Source organism: Sandarakinorhabdus glacialis (assembly GCF_014643455.1).
Taxonomy (GTDB): domain Bacteria; phylum Pseudomonadota; class Alphaproteobacteria; order Sphingomonadales; family Sphingomonadaceae; genus Sandarakinorhabdus; species Sandarakinorhabdus glacialis.
Genome location: NZ_BMJM01000001.1, coordinates 517,335 through 532,591, shown reverse-complemented (window position 1 = coordinate 532,591; position 15,257 = coordinate 517,335). Strand labels below are relative to the sequence as shown.

Annotated in this window: 19 protein-coding genes; 10 read left to right on the top strand and 9 right to left on the bottom strand. The window is 63.4% G+C overall.

Annotation, left to right across the window (positions count from 1 at the left end; all coding sequences use genetic code 11):
- Window positions 1-11: 11 nt before the first annotated feature.
- Both IEW98_RS02640 and petA read right to left on the bottom strand, forming a co-directional pair.
- Window positions 12-1,328 (bottom strand): cytochrome b, encoded by a 1,317-nt coding sequence (locus tag IEW98_RS02640; protein WP_188761347.1) that lies wholly within the window; start codon window positions 1,326-1,328, stop codon window positions 12-14.
- A 10-nt stretch (window positions 1,329-1,338) separates the two neighbouring features.
- Entirely contained in the window at window positions 1,339-1,905 is a 567-nt protein-coding gene (petA, locus tag IEW98_RS02635; RefSeq protein ID WP_188761346.1) for a ubiquinol-cytochrome c reductase iron-sulfur subunit, read from the bottom strand.
- Between the two features lie 205 nt (window positions 1,906-2,110).
- Here petA and hemF point away from each other — a divergent pair, with 205 nt between their 5' ends.
- On the top strand, window positions 2,111-2,965 hold the full coding sequence (gene hemF / locus IEW98_RS02630) for an oxygen-dependent coproporphyrinogen oxidase (protein ID WP_188761345.1): 855 nt from the start codon (window positions 2,111-2,113) through the stop codon (window positions 2,963-2,965).
- A gap of 2 nt (window positions 2,966-2,967) precedes the next feature.
- Window positions 2,968-3,546 carry a GNAT family N-acetyltransferase gene (locus IEW98_RS02625; protein WP_308785493.1) on the top strand — a complete coding sequence of 193 codons (579 nt, stop codon included), beginning with the start codon at window positions 2,968-2,970 and terminating at the stop codon, window positions 3,544-3,546.
- Window position 3,547: 1 nt separating this feature from the next.
- On the opposite strand, the gene IEW98_RS02620 is transcribed toward IEW98_RS02625, so the two are convergent.
- From IEW98_RS02620 to IEW98_RS02605, 4 genes are read right to left on the bottom strand one after another with little or no spacing between them, the layout of a single operon-like run.
- Window positions 3,548-4,204, bottom strand: a complete 657-nt coding sequence (locus IEW98_RS02620; RefSeq protein ID WP_188761343.1) for a hypothetical protein — start codon at window positions 4,202-4,204, stop codon at window positions 3,548-3,550.
- A gap of 44 nt (window positions 4,205-4,248) precedes the next feature.
- Entirely contained in the window at window positions 4,249-4,584 is a 336-nt protein-coding gene (grxD, locus tag IEW98_RS02615; RefSeq protein ID WP_188761342.1) for a Grx4 family monothiol glutaredoxin, read from the bottom strand.
- Between the two features lie 13 nt (window positions 4,585-4,597).
- On the bottom strand, window positions 4,598-4,828 hold the full coding sequence (locus IEW98_RS02610) for a BolA/IbaG family iron-sulfur metabolism protein (RefSeq protein WP_188761341.1): 231 nt from the start codon (window positions 4,826-4,828) through the stop codon (window positions 4,598-4,600).
- Window position 4,829: 1 nt separating this feature from the next.
- Window positions 4,830-5,147 carry a DUF1476 domain-containing protein gene (locus IEW98_RS02605; RefSeq protein WP_188761340.1) on the bottom strand — a complete coding sequence of 106 codons (318 nt, stop codon included), beginning with the start codon at window positions 5,145-5,147 and terminating at the stop codon, window positions 4,830-4,832.
- Window positions 5,148-5,385: 238 nt separating this feature from the next.
- Here IEW98_RS02605 and purC point away from each other — a divergent pair, with 238 nt between their 5' ends.
- Window positions 5,386-6,162: a phosphoribosylaminoimidazolesuccinocarboxamide synthase gene (gene purC / locus IEW98_RS02600; RefSeq protein ID WP_188761454.1), complete on the top strand. Its 777-nt coding sequence runs from the start codon at window positions 5,386-5,388 to the stop codon at window positions 6,160-6,162.
- Between the two features lie 82 nt (window positions 6,163-6,244).
- Here the strand turns inward: purC and IEW98_RS02595 are convergent, their stop codons facing one another.
- On the bottom strand, window positions 6,245-7,495 hold the full coding sequence (locus IEW98_RS02595; protein ID WP_188761339.1) for an MFS transporter: 1,251 nt from the start codon (window positions 7,493-7,495) through the stop codon (window positions 6,245-6,247).
- A 262-nt stretch (window positions 7,496-7,757) separates the two neighbouring features.
- Between IEW98_RS02595 and IEW98_RS02590 the strand changes: the two genes are divergently transcribed.
- The 3 genes from IEW98_RS02590 (at window position 7,758) to IEW98_RS02580 (ending at window position 11,848) form a co-directional block, all read left to right on the top strand.
- A complete protein-coding gene (locus IEW98_RS02590) occupies window positions 7,758-10,151 on the top strand; it encodes a TonB-dependent receptor (protein ID WP_188761338.1) in 2,394 nt (797 codons plus the stop codon).
- 293 nt (window positions 10,152-10,444) lie between these two features.
- Entirely contained in the window at window positions 10,445-10,621 is a 177-nt protein-coding gene (locus IEW98_RS02585; protein ID WP_188761337.1) for a hypothetical protein, read from the top strand.
- A 30-nt stretch (window positions 10,622-10,651) separates the two neighbouring features.
- Window positions 10,652-11,848, top strand: a complete 1,197-nt coding sequence (locus IEW98_RS02580) for an FkbM family methyltransferase (protein WP_188761336.1) — start codon at window positions 10,652-10,654, stop codon at window positions 11,846-11,848.
- Between the two features lie 6 nt (window positions 11,849-11,854).
- On the opposite strand, the gene IEW98_RS02575 is transcribed toward IEW98_RS02580, so the two are convergent.
- Window positions 11,855-12,316 (bottom strand): hypothetical protein, encoded by a 462-nt coding sequence (locus IEW98_RS02575; protein WP_188761335.1) that lies wholly within the window; start codon window positions 12,314-12,316, stop codon window positions 11,855-11,857.
- A 2-nt stretch (window positions 12,317-12,318) separates the two neighbouring features.
- Window positions 12,319-12,663: a DUF6152 family protein gene (locus IEW98_RS02570; protein ID WP_188761334.1), complete on the bottom strand. Its 345-nt coding sequence runs from the start codon at window positions 12,661-12,663 to the stop codon at window positions 12,319-12,321.
- A 117-nt stretch (window positions 12,664-12,780) separates the two neighbouring features.
- Between IEW98_RS02570 and IEW98_RS02565 the strand changes: the two genes are divergently transcribed.
- Genes IEW98_RS02565 through purQ form a run of 4 tightly spaced genes read left to right on the top strand, consistent with a single transcriptional unit; the run spans window position 12,781 to window position 15,254 of the window.
- The gene (locus tag IEW98_RS02565; RefSeq protein WP_243450511.1) at window positions 12,781-13,341 is read left to right on the top strand and encodes a phosphoribosyltransferase; all 561 of its coding nucleotides are present in this window, start codon (window positions 12,781-12,783) and stop codon (window positions 13,339-13,341) included.
- Window positions 13,338-14,330 (top strand): adenosine deaminase, encoded by a 993-nt coding sequence (locus tag IEW98_RS02560; protein WP_188761332.1) that lies wholly within the window; start codon window positions 13,338-13,340, stop codon window positions 14,328-14,330. The genes IEW98_RS02565 and IEW98_RS02560 overlap by 4 nt, the downstream gene beginning before the upstream one ends.
- A 31-nt stretch (window positions 14,331-14,361) precedes the next feature.
- Complete coding sequence (gene purS / locus IEW98_RS02555) at window positions 14,362-14,592, top strand: phosphoribosylformylglycinamidine synthase subunit PurS (RefSeq protein ID WP_188761331.1); 231 nt, start codon at window positions 14,362-14,364, stop codon at window positions 14,590-14,592.
- Window positions 14,589-15,254: a phosphoribosylformylglycinamidine synthase subunit PurQ gene (gene purQ, locus IEW98_RS02550; RefSeq protein ID WP_188761330.1), complete on the top strand. Its 666-nt coding sequence runs from the start codon at window positions 14,589-14,591 to the stop codon at window positions 15,252-15,254. Before purS ends, purQ begins: the two co-directional genes overlap by 4 nt.
- Window positions 15,255-15,257: the final 3 nt, after the last annotated feature.

The window sequence follows — 15,257 nt, the reverse complement described above, 5'->3', positions numbered from 1 at the left end:
CGATTTGACCCTTATTCAGCCGGCTGCGGAGCAGCAGCACCGACACCCGCTGCTGTCGCGGCAGGCGACGGCTTGCCGTATTTGGCAAGAACCGCTTCGGAGATCGAGTTAGGCAGCGGCAATGTCTTTTCAAAGCGGCTGACCAGCGGCGTGATGATGAGGAAATGCGCAAAATAATACGCCGTGAAGATCTGGCTTAGCCGAACCCATGGCTCCTCGGCCGGCTTGCCACCGCAGACGCCCAGAACCAGGCAAACGGCAACAAATACCCAGAAAAGGATGCGATTAAGCGGACGGTACGAGTTCGAACGCACCGGCGACGTATCCAGCCAGGGCAGGAAGAACAGCAGCAGGATCGCCGCGAACATCGCCAACACCCCGAGCAACTTTGCTGGAATGAAGAAGAGGTCCGTCGTGAACGCACGCAAAATGGCGTAAAACGGCCAGAAATACCACTCAGGCACGATATGCGCCGGCGTCGAGAGCGGGTTTGCCGGGATGTAATTGTCGGCCTCGCCCAGCACATTAGGTGCAAAGAACACGACCGCAGCAAAGATCGTCAAATAGACGCCGAGCCCGAAAAAGTCCTTGGCCGTGTAATAGGGATGAAACGGTACCGTATCCTGTGGCCCCTTCACATCGACGCCTGTCGGGTTGTTCGAGCCTGGAATGTGCAGCGCCCAGATATGCAGGATGATGACCCCGAAAATCACGAACGGGAGCAGGTAATGTAACGAAAAGAACCGATTGAGCGTCGCATTATCAGGCGCAAAACCGCCGAGCAGCCACGTCTGGATGGCCTCGCCGACAATCGGCAGCGCCGAGAACAACCCGGTGATGACCGCAGCACCCCAGAAGCTCATCTGGCCCCAGACCAAAACATAACCCATGAAGGCTGTCGCCATCATCAGCAGGAAGATAACCAATCCGAGCATCCAAAGGACTTCCCGCGGCGGTTTAAACGAGCCGTAATAAAGTCCCCGGAAAATGTGGATATAAACAACGGCAAAGAAGAAACTGGCACCGACAGCGTGCATGTATCGGAACATCCAGCCACCACTGACGTCGCGCATGATGTGCTCGACCGAGTCAAAGGCAACCGTCGTATTAGCCGCATAGTGCATACCGAGAATGATGCCGGTGATGATCTGAACAACCAGTGCAACACCGGCGAGGACGCCGAAGTTATAAAAGTAATTCAAATTCTTCGGCGTCGGATATCCGGCCCCTAATGCCCCATGAACAAAACGCGGCAATGGCAGCCGGCTGTCCATGTATTTGCCGAGATCGCTCGTCGGCTGATAGTGCTTTGCCCAGGGAAAACTCATCTGATCCTCCTCAGCCGATCGTCACGGACGTGGGCGTCTTGAATGCATATTGCGGAACCTCGAGGTTCTTCGGCGCCGGACCCTTGCGGATACGCGCCGCCGTATCATAGTGCGAACCGTGGCACGGGCAGAAATATCCGCCGAAGTCACCGCGAACTTCACCCTGGCCGGCCCCGAGGGGAACACAGCCCAGATGGGTGCAAACGCCCAGCGTAATCAGCCACTTCTCGCTGCCGGGCTTGGTCCGCTCGGCCAGCGTCTGCGGGTCGCGCAGCGTCGAAACGTTGACAGCATTGGCTTGCTGGATCTCGGCCGGCGTCAATTGCCGAGCAAAAACCGGCTTGCCGCGCCAGCTGACCTTGATCGCCTGCCCCGGTTCGACCGAAGCCAGGTCGAGATCGATCGACGCCATCGCCCGCACGTCGGCGGAAGGATTCATCTGGTTGATCATCGGCCAGACAAACGCGGCCGCACCAACTGCCGCAAAGGCGCCCGTCGCAACGTAAAGAAAGTCTCGCCGCCGTTCCCCATCCGGGGGCAGGTCGGTATCGAGGGGAAGCCGCGTCTCGCTAGCCATCAAAGACCTCTGAAAAGTAAAATTCTTCGCGCGATGCCGCAAGGCACCACGTCCGCGTCTGGCAATAGACTCGTCATGGTCCGGAACGCAACGCCGATTTTGGAGACCGTTCGGCGCGGAGCCATGCCCAGTCGTTGCTGCCTCGCATGACACAGGGAATATATCGGGCTTTCACGGATTATGGCGATGCGGCTAAAGGACACCCATGTACGAACTCGACGATCAGCAACGCGCTGCACAATCATGGTTCTCGCGGCTTCGCGACGACATCTGCTCCGCGCTCGAACGCCTTGAAGATGAAGCAGCCGGCCCCGCGCCCGCCGGACGTTTCCAGCGAACTGCCTGGGACCGTCCCGATGCCGGCGGCGGCCACGGCGGCGGCGGCGTCATGTCGGTCCTCAAGGGCCGTGTCTTCGAAAAAGCCGGCGTCAACATTTCCACCGTCCACGGTGAATTCTCGCCCGAGTTCGCCAAGCAGATAAACGGCGCCAGCGACGATCCCCGGTTCTTCGCAACCGGCATCAGCCTCGTCATCCACCCCCTCAATCCGCTGGTTCCGGCCGTCCACCTCAACACCCGCTTCCTTGTCACGACCAGACGCTGGTTCGGCGGCGGTGCAGATCTCAACCCGGCCCTGCCCGACGATGGCCAGACCAAAGCCTTCCACGACGCCCTGCGTATAATGGCCGGCCGCCACGACCCGGCTTACTATCCCGCCTATAAAAAATGGGCCGAGGATTATTTCTGGGTGCCCCATCGCAACCGTCATCGCGGTGTCGGCGGCATCTTCTACGATCACCTCGACAGCGGCGACTGGGCCAAGGACTTCGCCTTCACCCAAGATGTCGGCGCGACTTTTCTCGATATTTATCCGCGGCTTGTTCGGGAAAAGATGCACCAGCCATACAGCGCCGCGGATCGCCTGACGCAACTGCGCTATCGCGGCCTCTACGCCGAATTCAACCTCGTCTATGATCGGGGTACCACATTCGGTCTCAAGACCGGCGGCAATGTCGACGCCATCCTGATGAGCCTGCCGCCCGAGGCGCGCTGGGATTGAGCATGATTTCGGTCCCGAGCGGCAGCATCGCCACCATCGTCACCAGCCTCGAAATGCTGGCGGCGCGGGCCGCGAGCGGTCCATCGAAATCGGCACTGCGCCTCGAGCATTGGCGGGCGCCCGTCGATCGGACGCGCTATCTCGCCCTGTTCCGTGAGATCGGCGCACCCTGGCTGTGGCGTGGGCGCCTGGTCCTCGACGACGCAATGCTTGCCAGCATCCTGGACGCACCGACGACCGGGATTCATATCGCAACCCGCCGTGACGGTACACCTGTCGGGATGCTCGAGCTCGATTTCCGGATAGCTGGTGAAGTCGAAATCGCTTATTTCGGGCTGGTGCCCGGAATGACCGGAAACGGTCATGGCGCGTGGCTGATGGCGCACGCGATGCGGCTGGCCTGGCGGCCGGGCATCGGACGGATCTGGGTCCATACCTGCGATCTCGACCATCCGGGCGCGCTCGGTTTCTACCAGCGCGAAGGCTTCAGGCCCTTCGCGCGCGCGGTCGAGATCTATGCCGATCCACGCGCCGAGGGCCTATATCCGCCGACGGTCGCACCGCACGCTCCGCTACTGTAATTCAGCGCAATTTGAGATAGATAACGGTCGCAGCGGCAGTGACCGCGATCGACAGGATCATGCCGACCAAGGCTGACGCAAGCGCGGCAACAAAGGTCCCCACAGCCTTTAATCCGGCCAGTGTCAGCACCGAACCAAGGGCTGCGCCGACACCGGATGCCAGCACCGTGGCGCCGAACAGAAACAAGATTGCCAGCAGAAGAAACAGCAGGATCGAGCCCGCATGGCCCTCGGTCAGCGTCCAGCTGCGTTTCAATATGGCAATCATACCCAGGCGTTCGACAACGGCGATCGGCACGATCAGGAACAGCCGCGCCGCGATATACAAGCCCGGAATAACCAGCAACAACAGCCCGATACCGGTTGGAATGCCTGAAAGCAGAACCGCCCCGAGATAAGCGGGCAAGACCGCGAACGCTGCGGCCAGCGCGACCCGCGGTGTATCCTCGGGTCGCGCGATCAGATGCGCGACCGCGAGCTGGGCAATCCCGCCGATCAGAGCCGGGATTAGAATGATGACAACAGCAATGCGGGGCGTCAGTTCAGCCGGAGTCTTCGGTGGTTCGGGCCCGAACAAGGTCAGCGCGACATCGACCAGCAGTGTGAATGGCGCAGCGATGGCGAACAGCGTCCAGAACTGCGGGCGCAGGACCGCCAACGTCGACTGCCAGATTTCGACGAGCTTGAGGCCAGGCACCGCGGTCAGGAAACGGTGCGCGGAATTCCGGCCTTTTCAAGCAATTCGGTCAATTCGCCGGCCTGGTACATCTCCATCATGATGTCGGAACCGCCGACGAACTCCCCCTTCACGTAAAGCTGCGGCACCGTCGGCCACTCCGAATACGCCTTGACGCCCTGCCGGATTTCCGGATCGGCGAGAACATCGACGCCCTCGAATTCGACGCCAAGGCGCTCGAGAATGGCGACGGCGGCGCTGGAGAAACCGCACTGCGGGAACAGCGGCGTGCCCTTCATGAACAGCACGATGTCGCTCGCGTTGACCAGGCTGCCGATGCGGTCGTGGGTGGTGTCAGTCATGGGATGGACCTCCTCAGGCCGGGATTGTCGTCAGTTGCAGGGCGTGGAGCACGCCGCCCATCCGCCCGCCAAGGGCGTTGTAGACGAGCTGGTGCTGGCGGACACGGGGGATGCCGGAAAACTGCGCCGCGGTGACCTTGGCGGCATAGTGGTCGCCGTCGCCGACAAGATCGGTGATCTCGACAAGTGCGCCGGGAAGCGCCGCGACGATCGCCGCCTCGATGTCATGGGCGGCCATCGGCACGTTACATCGCTTCCATGATCTGGTGGCGCGCTTCGCCGGCCTTGGTGCCCAGCGCGGCGACGATATCGGCTTCGGTGGTGCCGGTGGCGGCGAGATCGGCGACGAGCTTGCGGATGACGTCCTGGTCACCGGCTTCCTCGAAATCGGCGGCAACGACGGTTTTCGCATAGGCTTCCGCATCTTCGCCTGACTTTCCAAGGCGTTCCGCAGCCCATTGGCCGAGCAGCTTGTTCCGACGCACAACGACCTTGAACTGGAGTTCGGCGTCATGCGCGAACTTGTTCTCGAAGGCCGTCTCGCGATTGTCGAAGGTGGTCATGCAAAACTCCCGCACCGATGCTGTCACTGGAGATAGAGGGGAGGCGCTACGTGTTCAATGCGCAACCTGCAATTCGATACGGGACATTGCAGGCGGTGCCGGTGCGCGCTATGTGCAATGTCTCGCCCCGGGCGCGCCTTTACGGGTGTTTCCGGGGTTCTTTAATTTCAACAGGTTCGCCGGTCGAATTGCCCTTGGGCAGCGACCAGCCCTAAGGCGGACCATCAGGAGGACAGCCATGACGCGCCGTCGCCAGATTTATGAGGGCAAGGCCAAGATCCTTTACGAGGGTCCCGAGCCGGGAACGATCATCCAGTATTTCAAGGATGACGCGACCGCTTTCAACGCGCAGAAAAAAGGCACGATCAGCGGCAAGGGGGTGCTCAACAACCGCATTTCCGAGCATCTTTTCACGCTTTTGGCCACCATCGGCATCCCGACGCACTTCATCCGGCGTCTGAACATGCGCGAGCAACTCGTTCGCCAGGTTGAGATAATCCCGATCGAGGTCGTGGTCCGCAACGTCGTTGCCGGCTCGTTGGCGAAGCGGTTCGGGCTAGAGGAGGGAACCACCCTGCCCCGCACCATCCTGGAATTTTATTACAAGGACGATGCCCTCAACGATCCTTTGGTTACCGAGGAGCATATCGCGGCTTTCGGTTGGGCGAGCCAGGAGGAGATGCACGACATTTCCGACATGGCGATCCGGGTCAACGATTTCATGGCCGGGCTTTTTGCTGGGGTGGGGATCAGGCTCGTTGATTTCAAACTGGAATTCGGTCGTTTGTTCGATGGCGAGTTTGCCCGGGTGATCCTGGCGGACGAGATTTCGCCCGATGGCTGCCGGCTTTGGGACATGAAAACCAACGAAAAGCTCGACAAGGACCGGTTCCGGCGTGACCTGGGCGGCGAAGTCGAGGCTTATCAGGAAGTTGCGCGGCGTCTTGGGTTGATGCCCGAGGATGAATCGGCGGTGCTCGACCTTGACGAGCATCGCAAGTCCCGCGGGAAATAGCGGGGCTTTTCGGGACAGTTTGAGGGCCGTCGGCGGGATGCCGGCGGTACTTCCCGGGCGAATCGGCGGTCGGTTTGCGCCTTCAAACCGGGTTTTGCGGGTATGTCGCGGGCGATCGGGTTTTCGCGCCGCTGAAATCGACCGGTGCCAGTTTCGGTACGCCGACTATGAAGGCGATCAACCCGACGAGAACGACGCCGGCGGCGAGGACGAACGCCGGGCCATAGCCGGCATTGTCGACGATCAGCCCGGTGATGACTGGGCCGGTGATGCCGGCGAGGTTGCCGATGGCCGACTGGACGCCGACCCAGCGCCCCGCCGAGGCGGGTCCGGCGAGCGTCTGCCCGGCGGTAAAGATAATTCCGGTGTTCGAGCCGAACCAGACGCTGGTCATCACCAGCCAGAACATCAGGCCGGCGGTGGTCGTTGTCTGCGAGATGGCGAGGATGCCGACTACCGACACGACGAAGCCGATGATTCCAGCCGTCCGGCGGACCGTAGATGCGGAGCGGCCGCCGGCGATGAGGCGGTCGGTGATGCCGGCGCCGAAAGCCGCGCCGACCGTCTGGCCGAGGTAGAACAACGCCGTCAGCAGCGCCATGTCGGTGATGTCGTAGCCGCGGACTTTCATGAGCCACAGCGGCAGCCAGGCGATGACGAAGTAGAGAGCGTAGGTGCCGGCGAAATGATAGGCCGACATCGCCCATAGCGCCGGGGTGCGGAGCATGACGCCATAGCCGACCGGAGGGGCATCGCCGGGATCGGCTGGCAGGTCGACCTGACCGCGCATTCGCAGCCACGGCACCAGCCAGATGAGGGTTACCAGCCCGAAGACAAGGAACATCGGCCGCCAGCCGTAGCGCGCCAGGATGAAGCCGCCGGCCAGCGTGCCGACGAGCGGCCCCATGGCGAGCCCTGCCCCGAGCGCGACGTTGGCGGTGCCGCGGCTGGCCTCAGGAGCGCGGGCGAGGAGTTTCGACGCGCTGGGGAAAGCGACGCCTTCGCCGACGCCCATCAGCAGGCGCAGGATGACCAGCGACACCAGGCCGCCGGCGAACCCGGTGACCAAAGTCGCGATGGCCCAGACCGCGACGCCAGCGGCCATCAGGCGGTGAACCGAGACCTTGTCGGCGAGCCAGCCGGCAAGCATCAGCATTGGCACATAGGTCCAGAAAAACGACGAGACGACGAGGCCGTAACCGGTCGCGGTCAGGCCCATTTCATCCTTGATCAGCGGCGCCGCGATCGAGATGGCGCCGCGGTCAATATAGTTGAGCATGATGGCGAGGCCGACCATGACGACAAGTGCACGCGACGGGGTGATCGGGGTCATTGGCCAAGGCTGGCAGAAGTTGCGGGTCTGTCAACAAGGGCCTCCGGCGGTTGGGGCCTTGGCCCCAAACCCCTGTTGTCGGGTTCACGCCACAATCAAATAGATTGGGGTCTGGGGCCTAAGGCCCCAGTCGCCGGAGGCCCCTTGCGCATGGCAAATTAGCAACGCTCGCCAAGATTCTCGGCACTGCGACACCGGCGATGTTGACCCCCTGCAGACAGCTTCGGCAATAATGACAAAACAAAAAAGGGAAGTAATTGCAATGTCTTCACGTTTTATTAAGTCGTCGTTCCTGCTGGCTGGTGTGTCGGTGGCGGCGATACTTGCCGCCCCGGCCAATGCCCAGGCAGTTGCTGCCACTGCTGCTGCCGTCGATGACGACACCATCGTCGTGACCGCTACCAAGCGCGCCAGCGACTTGCAGGACGTGCCGTTTTCGATCAACGCGCAGACCCAGGCCGATATCCAGCGCTCGGGTGCCTCGACGATCGAGGATCTGTCGCGCAACGTCGCCGGGCTGACCATCCAGAATCTCGGGCCGGGGCAGAGCCAGGTGTCGATTCGCGGCGTTTCGGCGGGGCAGATTGTCCGCGACCAGCCGGGCGTGAAAGAGCAGGTCGGCTTCTACCTCGATGAAACGGTGATCTCGCTGTCGCTGTTTACCCCCGACATCGACCTGTTCGACCTCAATCGCGTCGAGACGCTGCGCGGTCCGCAGGGCACGTTGTTCGGGTCGGGGTCGGTGGGCGGCACCATCCGCTACATCACCAACAAGCCGACGACCGAGCGCGTCGAAGGCACCGTCGAGGCCGACCTCAACATCATCGACGGCGGATCGGTCGGCGGCAGCGCCAAGGCGGCGGTCAACCTGCCATTGAGCGAGTCGATCGCGGTGCGCGCCGTCGGTTATTACACCCGCTATGGCGGCTTCATCGACGCGCTGCGCGAAGGCGGCGGCACGCAGGAAAACGTCAACAAGGGCGAGCGTTACGGCGGGCGTGTCGCGCTGCTGCTGCAGCCCAGCGAAAATGTGAAGATCACGCCGCGCGTGCTGTACCAGGAGATCAGCACCGAGGGTTTCAACCGGCAGGATAGTTTCAACCTGTTCGCCAACCCGTTCACCACGACGCGGGCGCCGGTGACATTCGGCGAGCGCCAGCAATATCTGCTGCAGGGTGAAGAATTCCGCGACAAGACGCTGATCATCGACGGCACCGTCGAAGTCGACCTCGATGGCGTCAACGTCACCTCGGTGACGAGCTATACCGATCGCGACATCCTGGTTTCGCGCGATGCAGGCACGCTGAGCGGATCGGTGTCGATCGACCTCGGTTTCCCCGATGCGGCGGTGACGCTGCCGTCGAACCTGCGCGATACCACCAAGGTGCAAAGCTTCACCCAGGAACTGCGGCTGGGTTCGGCGAACGACAGCCCGTTTCAATGGGTTGTCGGAGCGTTCTACGCCAATACCGACCGTGATTATCAGCAGCGGCTGCCGACGCCGGGCTATGACGCCTTCACCGACGCAACGCTCGGCGCGGGGACGTCGGCGGCCGTTGCCAACGGGTTTCCGGCGGACTCGCCGTTCAATTCGAGCCTGCCTTATGCGCTCGAGCAATTGTCGGGCTTCGGCGAGGTCAGCTATCGCTTCTTCGACCGGCTGACGCTGACCGGCGGCCTGCGCTGGTACGACTTCCAGGAAAGCCGGACGATCACCAGCGGCGGGCTGTTCGCCAATGGCGATACCGGCAAGGTCGACCGGACCCAGTCGGACGACTTCAACCCGCGCTTCCTCGCCAGTTTTGCAGTGACCGACGATGTGACGATCAATGCGCAGGCGGCCAAAGGATTTCGGCTGGGCGGCGTCAACGATCCGCTGAACGGCAATCTGTGCACCGCGCAGGACCGCGCGATCTTCGGCGGTTTCCAGGCCTATGGCGACGAAACGCTGTGGAATTACGAGGGCGGCATCAAGGCCAAGGCCGGCGGGATAACCTTCAATGCGGCGGTCTTCTATTCGGATATCCGCAACCTGCAGACGACGCTCGATGCCGGGTCGTGCTCGTCGCGGATCGTCTTCAACGTGCCCAAGGCGCACAGCTTCGGGGTCGAGTTCGAGCTGACCGGGCGGCCGGTCGAGGGCTTGATCGTCGGCGTTTCGGGTAGCGTGTTGCAGGCCGAATTCGATTCGACGGTGCGCGACGGCAACGGCAATGTCATCGGCGGCATCCGCGACGGCAACCGCCTGCCGACGGTGCCCAAATTCCAGATCTCGGCGAACGCCAACTACAGCTTTCCGATCAGCGACACGAGCAATGTCGTGCTGAATGCGTCGTACCAGCATGTCGGCGACCGCTATACCCAGCCGGGCGACCAGGAGCCGCCGGCAAGCTTTTTCGTGTCCGGGCTGCCGTTCGGCGGCGCGACGGGCAATGAGGTGCGCTCGATCACGCTGCTGCTGCCGGCATATGACCTGGTCAACATCAGCGCCGGGCTGGAGTTCGGCGGGGGGTATTCTTTGACGGCGTATGTGAACAATCTGTTCGATGAGAATGCGCTGCTGTCGCTTGACCGGGAGCGTGGGGGGCGGGCGCGGATCGGGTATGCGACGAACCAGCCAAGGACGTTTGGGGTGACGGCGAGGAGGACGTTTTAGTCGCAGCGCCGCGAGCGCGCATGGCGAAGCCAAGCGCGCCGACAGGCGCAAGACCGGCCGGCGGGGCGGCGGGGCCTTCCCCCGCCGAACCCGTCCGACGCCAGCACGGGCTTTGCCCGTGCCCTTGCTTCGCTTGACTGTTTCTCCACCCCACCGCCCTGCCGCCCAAAAAAACGCGGCCCACCACAACCGCGTTCGCAGCGCGAACGGCTATGCTCCCGAAGATCGTTACACCGGCACCGGGCGGGGTTCTAACACTCGCGCAATCGTCGCAGCCAGCCGAAGGAATACCCGTGCGCGCAACGCGGCCGATCCTGTCGTTCCTGTTGAATGGCTATCTACACCGGCTGCCCAATTTCCGCGGCAAGTGGCGATTGCTGAGGCCGTTGGCGCGATTTCTCGACGGCACGCCGGTCCGGTCGCGATATGGCGTAACGCTGAGCCTTGCCGTGAACGACCGCACCAATTAGCTGTGCGTCCTTGGTCGATACGGCAACACCGTGCCCGATGCCGTAGGCACGCTGGGTGACGGCGAATGCTTTGTCGATGTCGGCGCCAATTGCGGCGTTTTTGCTTTGCTCGCGGCGCAGCGGGTGGGGCCGGGCGGGCTGGTTGTCGCGTTCGAACCGTGTTTCGAGACGTTTGCAACATTGGTCCGCAACATCGGCCTGAATGCGTCGGGCAACGTCCTGGCCTTCAACATGGCGATCGCCGATGCAACCGGACCCGAGCTGCTCGACAATTCGCGCCCCAGTCATTCGGGGCGTTTTGCCATCGTCAGGGGGCCGGCGCTGGCGGGGGAAACCGTGGCGTCGCTGTCGCTCGATGATTTTCCGGGCATTTTGCGCCTCATCGACAGGCGATCGGTACTGGTCAAGATCGACGTCGAGGGTTTCGAGCTCGCGGCCCTCCAGGGCCTGGCGCCGCTGCTGGCGTATCCGAGGACGCGCGGCGTTGTCGTCGAAATCGATGCGAGCAACCTGGGCCAATATGGCGCGACGCCGTCCGCGGTGTTCGACCTGCTGCAGGACCATGGTTTCGGGCGTATCGACGATGTGGGTGAGTCCGGCCATTTCGATGCCGTGTTCGCACGCGATATCGCAGCAACGGAGCCTGGGCGGATGGCGCGTTTCCCGCGGCGGCCGGCGTGGCAACGATCGGGCGAACCCGTGCGCGCGGGTGTTCGCAACGGTGTGCGCGGCGGCTGGCGCCGGTTCGCGGCGGTGGGGGCGATGCTGGCGGTGGTGGCGACCGGATGGGCGGTGGGCACGCGCCGCACGCCGCAGACCGACCCGGCGCTTGAATATTTTGTCGATGATGCGCTGCAATCGCACCGGACGGCACAGGTGCGAACGCGGTTCAGTCCGGCGATTGCGCGGTTGGATGCCGATGAAGTCGGTGCGGCGCTGCGGATCGAAGTGCCGGACCTGCCGGCGGGCTGGCGGGTGGTCGACGTATTCCTGTTTCCGTCGGACACCGGGCCAAGCCTGCAGCTCAGCATCAGCAATGGCAAGGCTGGGCCGATATCGTTGTTTGCAACGCGCGCCGACGGTGTTGCTCCGTCACGGCCGAGTGTGACGCAGCGCGACGGCATGACGATCGCATATTGGCAGCACGGCAGCCTTGCCTATGCCCTGACCGGAAAGCGTCCGCCGGCGGATCTCGATCTGCTGGCAAAGGACATCGCGAAGGACTAGGCGGCGTCAGCTATAGGCGATCATGCGGCCGAGGACGGCGACGGTGAGCCACGCGCCGAGCGAGACGCCGGCGGAAAGTGCCCTGCCCGCTCCGGAACCCTCGATGCCGGGTCGCAGCAGCCAGCGGAAGGCAGCGGCGTTGGCGAGGGCGACGGCGATGATAGCGAGTTTCCAGCGGAATGTCGGCGAGGCGATGAGCGATGCGGCGTCGGCGGCGAACATCGTGCTGCCACTGAGCAGCATCAGGACGAAGCCGGTGATGGCGAAGGGCGTCAGGGCGCGAGTCAGCGTAGCGGCGGGGAGTGCCTGGAGCAGGCCCATCAGGCGCAGGTCGACGATGCCGATGCCGCCGAGGAGTAGCACCAGCCCGAGCAAATGGGCGACGTTGGCGATCGGATAGACGCGGCCGCTGCCGGCCCAGGCGGTGAGGCCCGAGGCCGACAGCCATTCGATGAGCGCGGCGAGCAAGGTCAGCGGAGCTCGATGGTCTTGTCGCCGAGGGTGACGCGCTCGATGCGCATTTCGGCGGTGCCGTCGGTGCGCGGATAGCCTTCGAGGGTGACTGACTTGGCCTTGGCGAGGGCGTCCTGGCTGAGGCCGCGGGCCTCCATGCGGGCGGTGGGAGCGAGGACGACGGCCCAGGGCTTGCCGTTCCATGTCACCTGCGCGGTGCCGTGCGGGTTGCCCCAGGTGACAGCGGTGACGGGGGCGGTGACCTTGATCGGCTTGGCGGCGTCGTAGCTGCTCCAGCCGTGATGGGCGAGGGCGGCGGACGGCAGGATGAGGATGGCGGCGGCGATGAGGATGGGGCGCATGGTCTGACTCCTTCAGCGTACCCCCGCGGTGATTATCGCGGTTCGGCGGCGCGGTGGCAACCGGGGGGCGCTTGATCTGCGGAGGCGATTGGGGCCATGCCGGTGGCAGGAGGCGGCGTGAGCGAAAAAATCTATATCTCGGCGAATGAACTGCTGGCGGACTCGTTTCGGCTGGGCTGGCAGGTGATCGACAGCGGCTTTGCGCCGACGCATTTGGTGGGCATCTGGCGCGACGGCGCGCCGGTGGGGATCGCGGTGCAGGAACTGCTCGAGCATCATGGCTGTGTCTGCGACCATATCGCGATCCGGACGTCGTCCTATACGGGGATCGACATGCAGGCGCCGGAGGTGCGGGTGTTTGCGCTGGGGCATTTGGTTGATTCGCTCGATCCGGAGGACCGGTTGCTGATCATCGACGATGTGTTCGATAGCGGGCGGAGCATCGTGGCGTTTCTGCGCGAGCTGGCGCTGCGGTGCCGGCACAACACGCCGCGCGAGGTGCGGATCGCGACGGTTTACTGGAAACCGGCGCGGAACTGCACGGCGTTGAAGCCGGATTTCTTCGTGCACGAGACCGATGCGTGGCTGGTATTTCCGCACGAGATCGATGGGCTGAGCCGCGAGGAAATCCTGCGGAACAAGCCGGATGCGGCGGTGATTTTACGGAGTGGCGAATGATGCGGGACTTTGTTGCGGGGCTGCCCAAGGCGGAGCTGCATTTGCATATCGAGGGGTCTTTGGAGCCCGAGATGCTGTTTGCGCTGGCGGAGCGGAACGGCGTGGCGATTCCGTTTGCGACTGTGGACGATGTTCGCGCAGCGTATGACTTTTCGAATTTGCAGGATTTTCTGGATATTTATTACCAGGGGATGGGGGTGCTGCTGACGGAGCAGGACTTTTACGATCTTACGGCGGCTTATCTGGCGCGGGCGGCGGCGGATAATGTCCGGCACGTGGAGATATTCTTCGATCCGCAGGGGCATACGGCGCGTGGGGTGGCGTTCGGTACGGTGATCGGGGGGATTACGCGGGCGTTGGACGACGCGGCGATCACGTCGCGGTTGATCATGTGTTTCTTGCGGCATTTAAGCGAGGATGAAGCGGAGGCGACCCTCGATGAGGCCCTGCCGTATCTGGCGCGCATTGATGGCGTGGGGCTGGATTCGTCGGAGGCGGGGCATCCGCCGGCGAAATTTGCGCGGGTTTTTGCTCGGGCGCGCGGGCTGGGGTTGAAGCTGGTGGCGCATGCCGGCGAGGAAGGCCCGGCGGACTATGTGATCGAGGCGCTCGATGTGCTGGACGTGGACCGGATCGACCATGGCAATCGGGCGCTCGAGGATGAGGGGTTGGTTGCGCGACTGGTCGATGAGGGGGTGTGCTTGACGGTGTGTCCGCTGTCGAACTTGAAGCTGTGCGTGGTGGAGGAAATGGGGCTGCATCCGCTGCGGGTGATGCTGGACCATGGCTTGAAGGTGACGGTGAATTCGGACGATCCGGCGTATTTCGGCGGGTATGTGAACGCGAATTATGTGGCGGTGGCGGAGGCGTTGGGGCTGGGGCGGGCGGACTTGGCGGTGCTGGCGCGGAACAGTTTCGAGGGGGCGTTTTTGGGGGCGGAGGAGCGCGCGCGGTATCTGGCCGAGGTGGACGAGTACGTCGGCAGTTGACCCGTTCTCGCCTGTGGGGGATAGCGGCGCGATGAAAGCCCGAGTCACCATCACCCTCAAGCCCGGCGTGCTCGATCCGCAGGGGCGTGCCATCCAGAATGCCTTGGGGGGACTTGGCTTTGCCGGGGTCGCCGGGGTGCGGCAGGGCAAGGTCATCGAGCTCGACCTGGCGGACGGCACCAGCGAGGCCGAGGTCGACGACATGGCGAAGCGGCTGCTGGCGAATACGGTCATAGAGAATTACCGGATCGAACTGCTGTGAAGGCCGCGGTCGTCGTGTTTCCGGGATCGAATTGCGATCGGGACCTGGCGGTGGCGCTGGAGCAGATCACCGGGACGGCGCCGGTGATGGTCTGGCACCGGGAGACCGAATTGCCGGAAGGGCTCGACCTGATCGCGCTGCCGGGCGGGTTTTCCTATGGCGATTATCTGCGATCGGGCGCGATGAGTGCGCGGTCGCCGGTGATGGCGGCGGTGGTGGCAGCGGCCGGCGAGGGGCGTGCGGTGCTCGGGGTTTGCAATGGCTTCCAGGTGCTGACCGAGGCGGGGTTGTTGCCCGGCGCCTTGATGCGCAATGCGGGGTTGAATTTCGTCTGCCGCGACGTGGCGCTGACGGTCGAGAATTCGCAGACGATGTTCACGGCGCGCTATGATGCGGGCGAGACGATCCGCGTGCCGGTGGCGCACCATGACGGGAATTATTTCGCCGATGCGGAGACGCTTGACCGGCTCGAGGGTGAAGGCCGGGTGGTATTTCGCTATGCCGAGGATGTGAACGGGTCGGCGCGGGGGATTGCGGGCATCGTCAATGCACAGGGAAATGTGCTGGGCCTGATGCCGCATCCGGAGCGGTTGATCGAGGCCGAGCAGGGCGGGACGGACGGGCGGCGGGTTTTCGAGGCGCTGGCGGCGGCGCTCGGCTAGCGA

Excerpts from the sequence above, each read along its gene's own strand:
- IEW98_RS02640 (WP_188761347.1), bottom strand. The coding sequence starts at position 1,328 with ATGAGTTTTCCCTGGGCAAAGCACTATCAGCCGACGAGCGATCTCGGC.
- petA (WP_188761346.1), bottom strand. The coding sequence starts at position 1,905 with ATGGCTAGCGAGACGCGGCTTCCCCTCGATACCGACCTGCCCCCGGAT.
- hemF (WP_188761345.1), top strand. The coding sequence starts at position 2,111 with ATGTACGAACTCGACGATCAGCAACGCGCTGCACAATCATGGTTCTCG.
- IEW98_RS02625 (WP_308785493.1), top strand. The coding sequence starts at position 2,968 with ATGATTTCGGTCCCGAGCGGCAGCATCGCCACCATCGTCACCAGCCTC.
- grxD (WP_188761342.1), bottom strand. The coding sequence starts at position 4,584 with ATGACTGACACCACCCACGACCGCATCGGCAGCCTGGTCAACGCGAGC.
- IEW98_RS02605 (WP_188761340.1), bottom strand. The coding sequence starts at position 5,147 with ATGACCACCTTCGACAATCGCGAGACGGCCTTCGAGAACAAGTTCGCG.
- purC (WP_188761454.1), top strand. The coding sequence starts at position 5,386 with ATGACGCGCCGTCGCCAGATTTATGAGGGCAAGGCCAAGATCCTTTAC.
- IEW98_RS02595 (WP_188761339.1), bottom strand. The coding sequence starts at position 7,495 with ATGACCCCGATCACCCCGTCGCGTGCACTTGTCGTCATGGTCGGCCTC.
- IEW98_RS02590 (WP_188761338.1), top strand. The coding sequence starts at position 7,758 with ATGTCTTCACGTTTTATTAAGTCGTCGTTCCTGCTGGCTGGTGTGTCG.
- IEW98_RS02570 (WP_188761334.1), bottom strand. The coding sequence starts at position 12,663 with ATGCGCCCCATCCTCATCGCCGCCGCCATCCTCATCCTGCCGTCCGCC.
- IEW98_RS02560 (WP_188761332.1), top strand. The coding sequence starts at position 13,338 with ATGATGCGGGACTTTGTTGCGGGGCTGCCCAAGGCGGAGCTGCATTTG.
- purS (WP_188761331.1), top strand. The coding sequence starts at position 14,362 with ATGAAAGCCCGAGTCACCATCACCCTCAAGCCCGGCGTGCTCGATCCG.